The organism is uncultured Pseudomonas sp. (assembly GCF_913774235.1).
GTDB lineage: Bacteria > Pseudomonadota > Gammaproteobacteria > Pseudomonadales > Pseudomonadaceae > Chryseomonas.
The window spans coordinates 1-12,084 of record NZ_CAJYDW010000012.1 but is presented as its reverse complement, the minus strand read 5'-3'; the positions used below and the strand labels follow the sequence as shown (position 1 = coordinate 12,084).

The following is a 12,084-nucleotide window of genomic DNA, read 5'->3' as shown; positions in this document are numbered from 1 at the left end:
GCAAACGGGCGTTGTTCCTGTCGGGAAAATCGGTCCGATGGAAGCGTTTCGCTGCGATCAGGCCGGCATCTCGCCGAGAACCTCGCGGTAAAGCCCTTCCAGCCGGGTGCGCAACTCGTCGTCCAGCTGCTCATCGGCCAGGCGCTGCTGGAAGACGTCCAACGGGCTGAGCTCCTCCAGTGTCTCGCGCTGGGTGCCCTGCAGCGTCGGCGCCGCCGCGCTGCGCGCCCGGCGGACCCGTAGTACCTCCAGCGGCAATTCGGCGACCAGCGCACTGATGCGCGGCTGCAGATCGGCCAGGTAGTCGTCCCCTGCCACCACCACCTCGGCCCACACCGGGCACGCGGCGCTGCCGTCGGCGGCCGCCTGGGTGAGCGCCGCCCCGAGTTCTTCCAGCGTCCCCTGTACCACCGCCAGCGGCTGGAAACAGGGCACCGCCAGGGGCGTCACCCGCTCCAGGCCCGTACCGAATTCCACCAGCAGGACCTCCTTGGCGCGCTCTTCGTCGAAACTCAGGCACAGCGGCGAGCCGCTGTAGCGCACCTGCTCCAGGCCACCGACACGCTGGGGTCGGTGGATATGCCCGAGGGCGATATAGTCCGCCGGCGGGAAGGCGCTGGTGGGAAAGGCATCGAGGCTGCCGACATAGATCTCCCGCACCGACTCGCTGGCGCTGGCGCCCACGGTAGTCAGGTGGCCGGTGGCGATGATGGGCAAGCGGCCGCCCAGTTCGGCGCGCCGCGCCTCGGCCAGGGCGTACAACTCGGCGTAATGGCCCTGGATGGCCTGTTGCAGCGCCTGGCGCTTGTCGTCGGCGCTCTGCCCCGCCTGGCTCTGCACCACGTCCCGCGGGCGGACGAAAGGAATACCGCAGAGCAGCGCGCCGATCTCGCCGTCACGCCGGCGCAGTTCCAGTAGCTGATCCGCCGGCGTCGCGCTGATACAGGGGATGACCCGGGTATCCAGGCAGGCCAGCAACTCGCGGGATTCCGCCAGGACCGCCGCGGAATCATGGTTGCCCCCCAGCACCACCAGGCTGGCGCCCGTGCCGCGCAGGGCGACGATGAAACCGTTGTACAGCTCCCGGGCATAGCTCGGTGGGGTCGCGGTATCGAAGATGTCCCCCGCCACCAGCACCACGTCCACCTGCTGCTCTTCCACCTGGCCCACCAACCAGGTCAGAAAGGCCCGATGCTCGGCCTCACGGGTGCGGCCGAGGAAGTGCTGCCCCAGGTGCCAGTCGGAGGTGTGCAGCAGGCGCAGGCCGCCTGCCGGCGACGCCTTGCGCGCGCGCTTGGGCTTGGGTTTTTCCGCAGGAGCGGCAGGAGGCAGATCGAAGAGCGGGAGGTTTTCCATGGTGAAATCGGTCGGGCCAAAGAATTGCCCGCCAATATCCCTGCTGGGCTACCCACTGTAAATCTCCGACCGACCCAAGGCGGCTGGGGCGGTCAGGTCAGCAAACGACTGAAGACACGCGGTAGCGCCGGTCGAGCGACCGCGCCGTCAATTCAGTTGCGCAACCATCAGAACGACCCTCATCCGCCCCGCCCGGCTAAACCTCAGGTTCAACCAGAGCGCGGCAGCGCCCTTTGGGAGTTCTGGCCCCCTAGGACTCCAGACGCCCCTGGACGCCGCCACGCCAGGGTCTTCTAGCCAACACGGCAACCAGCGCCACCGCTGTGAACAGCCAACCGCTCCAAAGCACTCCTGGCATCCCCACCCGCGCGATGAGGCTCCCACCCATTGCTGCTCCCAGCACCACGCCGAGGTTGGCTGCGGAGACATAGAGACTGGTGGCGAACTCGGGCACCTCCGGTGCCGCCGAGGTCACCCACAGCTGGCTGACGATCAAGCCGCTGGTATGGACTGCGCCCCATAGCAGGCAGATCGGCACCAGGGTCGTGAACGACGACGAAGCGAATGCCAGCAACACGCCATAGGTGGCCGCCAGCACCAGAGGGTAGGCCAGAACCGTCCAGGCGAACTGGCGCTCCAGCGCCCGTCCGGCCAGGAGGTTGCCGAGCACGCCACCCACCCCGAAGACGCCCAGCAGGATACTGATCGCCGTACCGCCCAGGTGCGCCTGCCGCGCCAGGTATTCGGCGGCATAGCTGTAGACGGAAAACATCGCGGCGAAGATGGCTACCGCCGCGATGATCGAGAGCCAGAGCGCGCGCCTGCGCAGGATCGTCGGCAACCGATGTAGCGGTGCACGGCTTTGCGCTCCGCCACCGGCCGGAAGCACTATCCAGAGCCCGGCCGCCGCCAACAGATTCACCGCCGCACAGAAGTGAAAAGAGGCTTCGTAAGACACCCTGGCCTCGATCCAGGTCGCCAGCGGCACCCCCAGTACCAACCCCAGAGTTGTGCCGAGAAACGCCATGGCCGTGGCGTGTGCGGCGCGCTCGGGTGGATATAGTGAGACAGCCGCCGCGAAGGCCAGCGCGAAGAACACCGGATGCAGCAGGGCCGAGGGGATGCGTAGCGCCAGCAGCACGGCAAAGCTGGGCGCCTGGGCCGACAGCAGACTGCACAGGCTGAAGACCAGCAAGGCGGCGGTCAGTACCCGGCGGCGGTCGTAGCGCGAGAGCCATAGCACCATGGCCGGCCCACCAATGGCGACCACGCCAGCGAACAGCGCTACCAGCCAAGCCGCCTGGCTCACCTCGACGCCATGACGCTGGACAATGGCCGGCAGGATGCCGACCACACCGAACTCGACGGCATACAGCCCGAACAGACCCAGGGCGATGAAGAACAGCGCCCGCGCCCTCATGCCCGCGGCTCCGCCGTTGGCACGGGCAACGCGGACTCGGTACCGGCCGCAAAACCATGCCGCCGCGCCGACCACACCACCACCAGCGTCAGCCCCAGAAGCCCCAGCAATACCGGCGCGAAAGCCTCGACACCCAGTCGTTCGAGCAGCAGGCCGCCGAGCAGGCCGCCACCGGCGATCGCGGTATTCCAGACGGTGACCAGCATGGATTGAGCGACATCTCCAGCCTCGCCCGCCGTTCTGGCCAGAGCCGTCTGGAACAGCGTGGCAGCACCGCCAAAGGCCAGTCCCCAGGTGGCTATCGCCGGATAGACCACGACGGGCAGGTCGGACGCCAGGCCGAGCGCCAGCGCGGCGAGGCCGAACAGGACGGTACTGGCCAGGGCCAATTCACGCAGATGACGGTCGATCAGCACACCGACGATCCAGATCCCCAGTAGCGAGGCAGCGCCGAATACCAGCAGGACCAGATCCGTGCGTTCGGCCATCCCGACGGCGGCCAGAAAGGGAGCGATGTAGGTATAGAGGAGATTGTGCGCCAGCACGAAGGCCAGCACCACGAACAGCACCGAGCGCACCCCGGGCAGCCGGAATACCTGTGCCAATGACGAGCGCCGCTCCTCAGCCTGGCCGGCGACGTCCGGCAACCCGCAGCGGATCCAAAGCATCAGCCCCAGGGCCAGCAGACTCATGAGCCCAAAGCCCAGCCGCCAGCCCAGGACACTGCCGAGCAGGGTACCGGCCGGCACGCCGAGCGAGAGCGCCAGGGGCGTTCCCGCCATGGCGATGGCGATCGCGCGTCCCCGTTGATGCTCGGGTACCAGCCGAGCCGCATAGCCCGCCAACAGCGCCCACAGCAGCCCCGCCGCGACGCCCGCTAGCAGGCGCGCCGCCATCGTCAACAGGTAGCTGGTCGACAGCGCGGTCAGGGTATTGGCGACGATGAAGCCACCGATGGCCGCCATCAACAGCGGGCGCCGGCGCAGCCCCTGGGTAGCGGCGGTCAGCGGAATCGCCGCCGCCAATGAACCCAGGGCATAGACCGTCACCGTCTGGCCGATCCAGCCCTCGGATACCGCGAGGCCCTGCGCCATCTGCGGCAGCAGGCCTGCGGGTAAGGCTTCCGTGAGAATGGTGATGAAGGCCGCCATGGCCAGGGCCAGCAACGAGCCCCAGGGTAGGCGGTCGTGGCCTACTCCGTTCATGACGCGAACTCCCCGGCCCCGTAGACCGCATCACGCAATTCGCTGACGAAGCGACCGGACATGCCTTCGTACAGGGTATTGGTGAAGGCCACCACGCTCAGTCCCCGCGCCCGGTCGACGAGCCAGGAGTGACCGTAGGCACCCCCCCAGCGCCAGGTGCCCGGGGATTCGGGTGATGCAGCTAGCTTGGGATCACGCAGTACCGAGAAGCCGAGGCCGAAGCCGCAGCCCGGCAGGCCAGGCAACTCCAGCCCCTGGGTCTGATCCCGCCCCATATCCTCAACCAGCTCGCCAGGCAGCAATGCCGCACCCCCTTGCCGCAAGGTCTCCAGGAGCCGCAAGAGATCCTCGGCGGTACCGGCCATGCCGGCGCCTCCCGAGGGGAAGGCACGGTCGTCGAAGATGCGCCCAGGGCTATAGGTGATGCCAAGGGTGTCCTCGAACACCGGGACCGTCTCGCCTTCGGCCAAGGGGTGGGGGCACGGCTGGTCGTTGACGTAGGCGGTCGCCATCCGGCTGCGATCACGGACGACGAAGCCGGTATCGGCCAGGCCAAGGGGACCGGTCACCAGGCGTTGCACCGCCTCGCCCAAGGGCGCGGCCTGGATCCGCTCGATCAGGGCGCCCAGCACATCGGTGGCCAAGGAGTAGCCCCAGGCCGTACCCGGCGGATACCTCAGAGGTACGCTGGCGAGGCGGCGCAGGTTCTCGGCGAGGTCGAGGCCCGCGGCATCCAGGCCGTCCGACACGCCAGCCCGTGCATAGGGCCTATCCGCATCGGTCTCCAGGAACCGGTATCCCAAGCCAGCCGTATGACTGAGCAACTGCCGTGCGGTGATGGCTGCCGGGCGGCCATCGGCCAGACGCGGGCAGAACTCGGGCAGCCAGAGCGCGATCGGCGCATCGAGTTCCAGCAGACCGCGCGCCACCAACACCAGCGCGGCGGTGGAGACGATGGGCTTGGTCACCGAAGCCAGCCGGAACAGGGTCTGCACGGTCATCGGCTGCGCCCGTTCACGGTCGGCGAAGCCGGCGGCCTGCCGATGCAGCAGCTCGCCGTCACGGGCGACGAGGACCACGGCCCCCACCAGACGCTGCTCATCCAGGGCGCGCTGGACGACAGTCTGCACCTGCGCGGACAGCCGACTAGCGGACACGGGCTCGATGGGTAATCGCAGAAGATTCGTCATGGCACAGCCCTCGTTCGATAGATGTGCCGCGACGATAGAAAGCCAGGGATTGAAGAAAAAGTAGGCTAGAGTTCCTCGATGTGCGGAACCAGACGTCCGCAATTCATGAGCAAGGGAAACATGGACAGTCTCAACGGCTTCATGGTGTTCGTGCAGGTAGCCGAGACGCGCAGTTTCGTCGCGGCAGGACGCCTGCTGGGCGTATCGGCCTCGGCCGTCGGCAAGAGCGTGGCGCGCCTGGAAGATAAGCTCGGCGTGCGCCTATTCCATCGCAGCACGCGCAGCATCACCCTGACGGCCGAGGGTGCCCTCTTCCTGGAACGCAGCCGCCGCATCCTCGCCGAGATCGAGGCCGCGGAACTGGAGTTGTCGCAAGTCAGTGCCACGCCACGCGGTCGCTTGCGGGTCAGCCTGCCACTGGTGAGTTCGCTGGTGCTGCCGGTACTCGGCGAGTTCATGCGCGCCTATCCGCAGATCGAGCTGGACCTGGATTTCACCGACCGCATGGTCGATGTCATCGAAGAGGGATTCGACGCCGTGGTGCGTACCGGTGAGCCTTCCGATTCACGTCTGGCGGCGCGCCGGCTGGGCAGCTTCCGGATGCACCTGGTCGCGTCGCCCGACTATCTGGCCCAGCGTGGCACGCCGCAGACGCCGGCCGACCTGCTGCAGCACGCCTGCCTGCACTATCGCTTTCCCAACAGCGGCAAACTGGAAGCCTGGGCCTTGCGGCGCTTGCCCGGCGAAGCCGAGGCAGCCCTGCCCACCACGATGATCTGCAACAACATCGAGACCCGCCTGTGCTTCGCCTTGCGCGGCCTGGGCATCGCTTACCTGCCGGATTTTGCCGTGGCGGACGCCCTGGCCGATGGCCGGCTGTGCACGCTATTGGCCGACCGGCTGGAGTACAGAGGGGTATTCCATGTGCTCTGGCCGGTCAGCAAGCAACCGGCTCCCAAGATCCGTGTCCTGGTGGACTTCCTCTGCACGCGGCTGACACTGCTCGCCGGCCGATAATGGCTTGGTTACAGCCGGAAATCCTCGGCGATCAGGCCCGCCAGCCGGGCGCAGGCCGGGCTGCGTTCGCCAGGCGGCGAGGCCAGCCTCAAGGCATGCCAGGGCAAGCGGGGAAAACCCTCTTCCGGGGTGAGTTCGCGCATGGTGGCGGTCATCCGCACCTGGTCGATGATGGCCACCGCCTGGCCGAGTTCGACCGCCGCTTCCAGGGCCGAAGAAGCGGCGCTGGTGACCACCGCCTGCCAGCCGCGGCCCTGTCCGGTCAGCAGGTCGATACCCAGTTCGCGATAGCTGCACCCTTCGCCATGCAAGGCCAGGGGGACGGGCGCGTCGTCGCCGAGCGACAGGCCGGGACCAGCGACCCACACCGGTTGGGTGCTGCCGAACATCTCGCCCTCCGTTTGGCCGGCGCTTTGCGGACCGACTAACAGCGCCAGATCCAGTAAGCCCTGGCCGAGCCAGCGGCGGAGCTGGCCGCTGTTGCCGGTGAGTACCTGGAGGGCGATGCCCGGATGCTCGCTGCGCAGTCGGGGCAGTACGGCCTTGAGCAAGGAAGCCGCGTAGTCCTCGGCGACCCCGAAGCGCACCTCGCCCACCACCGGCTGGCCAGTGAGACCAGCGAGGATGCGGTCGTGGGCCTGCAGCAGTTCAGCCGTTTCGAGAAGAACACGGCGCCCGAGCGGGGTCAGGGTCACGGCCTGGTTGTCGCGCTCGAACAGGCGGCCACCGGCCTGCTCCTCCAGCCGGCGGATCTGGCTGCTCACCGCCGAGGGGCTGCGATTGAGCTGCAACGAGGCAGCGCGGAACTGCCCAAGCCGGACGATGGTATGGAAGGTGCGCAGGACATCGATATCGAGCGGGGCTGGCATGATGCGATTTTACAGAACCATAGCTACCAATAATGTCGTTTGAGTGTATTACCACTCTGGGCCAGGCTCAAGGCATCCCATCCGTTGGAGCCTGGTCATGCCTGCCATCCTGTCTTCCGCGTTGTTGCGTCAGTTCGCCTTGGTGTTGTGCTGGAGCGCCGGCTTCGTCGGCTATCGCTACGCCGCGGACCAGGCGCCTACCCTGCTGGTGACGCTCTGGCGCTTCGCCCTGGCCGCCTTGCTGCTGTTGCCCCTCGCCTGGGCCGAATTGCGCCGGCTGCCGCTACGGATCATTGGGCAACAAGCGGCCATTGGCGCCCTCGCCTTCGCCGGCTGCATTGCGCCGGCGGCCAAGGCCATCGAGCTGGGCGTCTCGCCGGGGCTGGCCGCGCTGCTCTCGGATCTGTCGCCGCTGTTGGTGGCCCTGGGGTGCTGCCTGCTGCCCGGTCAAGTTACCAGTGGGCGGCAGTGGCTGGGCCTGGGCCTGGGGCTGACGGGGGTACTGCTCGCGACCGGCGCTGGGCTAGGCCTGGGGGTGGCGCCGGGGTGGGCCTATGCCCTGCCCCTGGGTGGCGCCCTGGCGTTGGCCCTGGCGACCCTACTGCAGAGTCACCTACCGACGGTGCGGCTGGCCTTACCGACCCAGTTGTTCATCCAGCTCGCCGCCAGCAGCCTGGTCATGACGCTGGCGGCTGGCTTCGAGGGCCCCTTGCGCCCGCCGCTGACCCTGGGCTTCGCCCTGGCACTGCTCTGGCTGCTGATCCCGACCCTGCTCGGCTACGGCCTCTACTGGCTGTGTCTGCGCCAAGGCAGCCCCCAGGCGGTGAGCGGCGCTCTCTATCTGAGTCCGCCGGTGGCGCTGCTGTGGGCCTGGGCCTGCTTCGACGAGCCCCTGGCACCGGGCATGCTGCTCGGCCTGCTGTTCGTCCTGGCCGGCTTGCTGTGCCTGAATGCGGCGGAGCGCGACGCGTCACCCGCCAAGGGTGCCTGCCGCGAGGCTAGTACTTGAGCCGCCGCTCCTTGGACGGCGGATAGCCGAAGTAGGCCGAATACCTCTTGCTGAAGTGGGTGACCGAGGTGAAGCCGCAGGCGACCGCCACTTCCAGCACCGACAGGGTGGAGTGCTGCAGCAGCCGGCGCCCCTCGGTGATGCGCAGTTCGAGGTAGTAGCGCATGGGCGCGGTGTCGAGCTGTTCGCGGAACAGGCGCTCGACCTGGCGGCGTGAGCGGCCGGCGTAGTCGCAGAGTTGCTCGATGGTCAGGGGTTCCTCGATGTTGGCTTCCATCAGGGTCACCACCTCGCGCAGCGGTGGGGTCATCTGCACCTTGAGCGTCGGGTTGACCTGGCGGAAGCGCGATTCCTCGAAGGCGAGGATGTTGATCAGGCCGTCGGCCAGAGCGCTGCCGCACTGGGCGCCGATCCATTCGAGAAAGAGGTGGAAGGCCCCGCTGGGGCTGGCCGCCGTCAGGCGATCGCGATCCAGCACATGGCTCTCTGCCGAGGTCTTGCAGCCACGCACCCGCTCGCTGAAGGCGCTGCGCTGCTCGGGATGGATGGCACAGCGATAGCCGTCCAGCATCCCCGCCTGGCCCAGTTGCCAGGCGCCGTTCCACAGGCCGCAGAGGGTGACCTGCTGTTTGGCCGCGCGCACCAGCAGAGCCTTGAGGCGCGGATCGAGCTCTAGCGGAGTGCGCAGGCCGCCGCAGACCACCAGCAGGTCGAAGCGGGCATTTTCCGCGGCGCGGTAGTCGCCGTCCGGACGGATGACGATACCCAGGTCGCTGAGTACCTCGGCGCCGGTCGGGCTGTAGGTCTGGGTAGCGAAGGTGCCGGCGGCCAAGAGGTTGGCGGTGACCAGGGTGTCCAGCGCCTGGGTGAAGGACGGCAGGGAGAAGTGGTCGAGCAGGATGAAGCCGACCAGCCGGGAAAATTCCGGGCGCGGCCGCGTCGACTGCAACTGCAAGTAGTTCTTACCCTGGATACCGCTGCCGAAGGTTCTTGAATCGATCACGCTGCCCTGCCTTCTGCGACCTTGGACCGATGCTAGCCCAAAGCCTCCCCCTACGGAGTGAGAGAACCGCCGCTAACCAAGCCGCAAACGACCTGATCTCTGCACCCGCCCTGGCGGAGTCAACCCACGGATTGCAACGGAATCGGGCCTTGCAGCCGCTCCAGCATGGTCGCGCAGTACCAATCGTCGAACTGGCAGACGCCGTTCTCGGCGATTTCCGAGTAGGGGCCCGGTGCGTAGGATGGGGAGTTCACCCCGGCCTGGGTGCCTTCCACCAGTCGTCGGTCCTGGTCGTTGGTAGCGATCCAGACCTTGGTCAGGCGTTCCAGGTCGTAGTCCACCCCTTCAACTGCAGACTCCGGCACCAGCCACTTGGTGGTCACCAGGGTTTCATTGGGGCCGATGGGCAGCACGCGGAAGCTCAGGGCGTGATCGCCGAGCAGGTGATTCCAGGTGGAGGGATAGTTGAAGTACAGCAGCGCCCCTATGTCCGACTCACCGCTCCGGTCCAGGCGGCCCGCCACCGCGGGTTTGCCGTCCATCGTGTAGCTCAATGCGCCGGCCGACAGCGGGATGCGGGTCATGCGGAAGCGGCCGTGGATGTCCATCACCAGCTTGCTGGGCATCCCGGCGCGCTCGCAGCGCGCCCAGTGGGCGGCCAGCTCGGGATCGTCCGCGCCGCCGACGCCGGCCACCGAGAGGTTCTCGACATAGGAGTTGAGCAGTTCGGGGTGGGTGCCGTCGCAGTGATAGCACTCGCGATTGTTCTCGAACACCAGTTTCCAGTTGCCCCGTTCGATCAGGTCGGACTGGAAGGCCACCTTGCAATCCTCGAGGAAGTGCGGAGCCAGGAAGGGCTTGACCGCCGCGCGGAAAGCCTCGAAGTCCGGCGCCTTGGCCGCCACGCAGACGTAGATGTAGCTTTCCACCACCTCCACGTGCACCGGCTTGAGGCCGTATTGGGTCTTGTCGAAGTCGGCGCCCATGTTGCCGGCGAACAGCAGGTTGCCGTCCAGTTCGTAGGTCCACTTGTGATAGGGACAGACCAGCTTGGCCACCTTGCCCTGCTCGTGTTCGCAGACCTTGGCGCCGCGGTGGCGACAGGCGTTGTGGAAGGCGCGCACCCGGCCGTCCTTGCTGCGCACCACTGCCACCGGGTAGTCGCCGAGCTGCAGGGTGAAGTACTGGCCGGGCTTGGCGATCTCGAAGGTATGACCGGCGAAGATCCAGTCGCGGTGCCAGAGTTGTTCGAGATCCTGGCGATAGACGGCGGGATCGCTGTACAGCTCGCGAGGTAGCGAATGCCGGGGTTGGCGCTGGGCGATGAGGTCGATGACGGCTTGCTGGCTGCGCATGGTGACGGGTCCTCGGCAATCCGGCCGTGAGCGGATTCGGTTAACGAGCTTGTTGTTCTTGGAAGTCGCAGCGACGCGCGAGGCGCAGGGCGGTCATCACCCTCAACTGGATGACGACGCGTGCCCCGGGGTTATCGCTGCCAGGGCGCGAAGATCGGCGCCAGGGTTTCGATGGCCACGGCGGCGCCCTCCAGCTCCAGCACCGCTCCCTTCACCGCCGCCCGGGCGGCAGGGCTCAGGTTGACCGCGGCGAACAGCTCGAACTTGGCCTCGATGTCGGCCAGGGTCAGCGGCTGGTGCGGATCGCCCAAGGCGGCGGTGATGGGTGAGGTGAAGGTCGCGCCCTCGTGCAGGCGCACCGTCACCCGCGAGAGGATCTCCTCGGGGAAGCGTGCCGACAGGTCTGCCGCCTCGACGATTTCGATGCGTTCGCTCACCGCCAGGATGTCCGGCGCGCCGATCGCCGCGCCGGTAACCTCCTCCGGTCCTACCTGACCGCGGGCGAGCAGTGCCGCCAGGGGGAAGGCCAGGGCGTACTGGGCCTCGTCGGCGTTGGCTGGGCGATGCCCCTGCAGGCAACTGGACTCCTGGAAGGTTTCCACGCGAATGGCGGCGACGGAGGCGGCGTCGATCTGCGGGTGCTCCGCGCGCAGGCGGGTCATGGCGGTGAGCGCCGGTTGCGCCCAGCGGCACACCGGCCAGGGCTTGAAGTACTGGGCATCGATCTCCCAGCGGCTGCCCAGGTCGTTCCAGTAGGGACTGGCCACGTCGGCTTCGAGGGTCTCGGCCGGCGCCCCGGTGACGCCCTCGCGGGCCAGCAGCAGGGCATTGAGGCCGTTGTAGGCGCCGGCACCATGGGCATCGCGCAGCATGGTGGGATGCTCGATCAGCCGCATCATCGGACAGTGGGCGGCGAAGTACTCGGCGATGCCCAGGGCATGGCGGAAGGTGGTCTCGTCGAGCCCGAGCAGACGGGCCCCGCCACAGACCACGCCGATGGCCGAGAAACCGCCGGACGCGTGATAGGTCGGCGAGGTGGCCATCAGGGCGACACCCGCACGCAGACCGGTCTCGTAGCCCAGGCACAGGGCTTCGAGCAGTTCGCGGCCGCTGATGATCCGACCCTGGGCGTGCAGGGCATCGGCCAGGGCCAGCAGCGCCGGGACCACGGTGGCCCCGGCGTGACCCTTGGAGGTGAAGTGTCCTTCGTGGGCATCCAGGCTATCGGCGGTGAAGCCACCGGCCCAGCCGGCCCCCAGCAGGTTCACCGACCGGCCGTCGAACGGCAGGCGGCTGAGGAATTCGCCACCCGGGTAGTGCTTGGCGGCGTAGCGATAAAGGGTCTGGCTGGTGGCGTTGGACACCGCCCCGGCCATGGTGCCGAGGATGTCCAGCAGGCTCTTCTGCAGGATGGCCCGGGTATGGGCGGGCACCTGGGACAGGGCGAAATCTTGGCAAAAGGCGTATAGCGACATCCTTGGGCTCCTCGTTCTGTGCTGACCGGACGCTTGGGGTCAACAGACAATGAGCCAGTGAAATGACCCCCGAAAGTTGGACGCTGCCTTGAAGGCGTACCATGCCCAAGTACTCTCTAGCGTTCAAATTGAAGATCGTCGCTCAGTACCAAAAGGGCGATTGCAGCTACGGCCACCTCGCTAGG

At 67.4% G+C, this 12,084-nt stretch carries 10 protein-coding genes; 2 read left to right on the top strand and 8 right to left on the bottom strand.

Annotated elements, in window-relative coordinates:
• Positions 1-57 precede the first annotated feature (57 nt).
• From sbcD to QZ471_RS09640, 4 genes are all read right to left on the bottom strand, one after another.
• Positions 58-1,263, bottom strand: a complete 1,206-nt coding sequence (sbcD, locus tag QZ471_RS09655) for an exonuclease subunit SbcD (RefSeq protein WP_295464665.1) — start codon at positions 1,261-1,263, stop codon at positions 58-60.
• Positions 1,264-1,606: 343 nt separating this feature from the next.
• On the bottom strand, positions 1,607-2,776 hold the full coding sequence (locus QZ471_RS09650; RefSeq protein WP_295463102.1) for an MFS transporter: 1,170 nt from the start codon (positions 2,774-2,776) through the stop codon (positions 1,607-1,609).
• A complete protein-coding gene (locus QZ471_RS09645; protein WP_295463100.1) occupies positions 2,773-3,981 on the bottom strand; it encodes an MFS transporter in 1,209 nt (402 codons plus the stop codon). Before QZ471_RS09645 ends, QZ471_RS09650 begins: the two co-directional genes overlap by 4 nt.
• Complete coding sequence (locus QZ471_RS09640) at positions 3,978-5,171, bottom strand: serine hydrolase domain-containing protein (protein ID WP_295463098.1); 1,194 nt, start codon at positions 5,169-5,171, stop codon at positions 3,978-3,980. Before QZ471_RS09640 ends, QZ471_RS09645 begins: the two co-directional genes overlap by 4 nt.
• A 120-nt stretch (positions 5,172-5,291) precedes the next feature.
• On the opposite strand from QZ471_RS09640, the gene QZ471_RS09635 reads away from it, so the two are divergent.
• A complete protein-coding gene (locus QZ471_RS09635) occupies positions 5,292-6,188 on the top strand; it encodes a LysR family transcriptional regulator (protein WP_295463096.1) in 897 nt (298 codons plus the stop codon).
• A gap of 8 nt (positions 6,189-6,196) precedes the next feature.
• Here QZ471_RS09635 and QZ471_RS09630 read toward each other — a convergent pair whose 3' ends face one another.
• Positions 6,197-7,057, bottom strand: coding sequence for a LysR family transcriptional regulator (locus tag QZ471_RS09630; RefSeq protein WP_295463094.1), 861 nt, complete (start codon positions 7,055-7,057; stop codon positions 6,197-6,199).
• 97 nt (positions 7,058-7,154) lie between these two features.
• On the opposite strand from QZ471_RS09630, the gene QZ471_RS09625 reads away from it, so the two are divergent.
• The gene (locus QZ471_RS09625) at positions 7,155-8,066 is read left to right on the top strand and encodes a DMT family transporter (RefSeq protein ID WP_295463092.1); all 912 of its coding nucleotides are present in this window, start codon (positions 7,155-7,157) and stop codon (positions 8,064-8,066) included.
• Here the strand turns inward: QZ471_RS09625 and QZ471_RS09620 are convergent.
• The 3 genes from QZ471_RS09620 to QZ471_RS09610 all read right to left on the bottom strand — a co-directional run bounded on the left by QZ471_RS09620 (position 8,056) and on the right by QZ471_RS09610 (position 11,899).
• Positions 8,056-9,069, bottom strand: a complete 1,014-nt coding sequence (locus tag QZ471_RS09620) for a GlxA family transcriptional regulator (RefSeq protein ID WP_295463090.1) — start codon at positions 9,067-9,069, stop codon at positions 8,056-8,058. The two genes, QZ471_RS09625 and QZ471_RS09620, sit on opposite strands and share 11 nt — an antisense overlap.
• Before the next feature lie 119 nt (positions 9,070-9,188).
• Positions 9,189-10,424, bottom strand: a complete 1,236-nt coding sequence (locus tag QZ471_RS09615; RefSeq protein ID WP_295463088.1) for an aromatic ring-hydroxylating dioxygenase subunit alpha — start codon at positions 10,422-10,424, stop codon at positions 9,189-9,191.
• Between the two features lie 131 nt (positions 10,425-10,555).
• Positions 10,556-11,899, bottom strand: coding sequence for an MmgE/PrpD family protein (locus QZ471_RS09610; protein ID WP_295463086.1), 1,344 nt, complete (start codon positions 11,897-11,899; stop codon positions 10,556-10,558).
• Positions 11,900-12,084 lie beyond the last annotated feature (185 nt).

Bases quoted from the DNA above. Each gene is read 5' to 3' on its own strand.
- QZ471_RS09650 (WP_295463102.1), bottom strand. From the start codon at position 2,776: ATGAGGGCGCGGGCGCTGTTCTTCATCGCCCTGGGTCTGTTCGGGCTG.
- QZ471_RS09645 (WP_295463100.1), bottom strand. From the start codon at position 3,981: ATGAACGGAGTAGGCCACGACCGCCTACCCTGGGGCTCGTTGCTGGCC.
- QZ471_RS09640 (WP_295463098.1), bottom strand. From the start codon at position 5,171: ATGACGAATCTTCTGCGATTACCCATCGAGCCCGTGTCCGCTAGTCGG.
- QZ471_RS09635 (WP_295463096.1), top strand. From the start codon at position 5,292: ATGGACAGTCTCAACGGCTTCATGGTGTTCGTGCAGGTAGCCGAGACG.
- QZ471_RS09630 (WP_295463094.1), bottom strand. From the start codon at position 7,057: ATGCCAGCCCCGCTCGATATCGATGTCCTGCGCACCTTCCATACCATC.
- QZ471_RS09625 (WP_295463092.1), top strand. From the start codon at position 7,155: ATGCCTGCCATCCTGTCTTCCGCGTTGTTGCGTCAGTTCGCCTTGGTG.
- QZ471_RS09615 (WP_295463088.1), bottom strand. From the start codon at position 10,424: ATGCGCAGCCAGCAAGCCGTCATCGACCTCATCGCCCAGCGCCAACCC.
- QZ471_RS09610 (WP_295463086.1), bottom strand. From the start codon at position 11,899: ATGTCGCTATACGCCTTTTGCCAAGATTTCGCCCTGTCCCAGGTGCCC.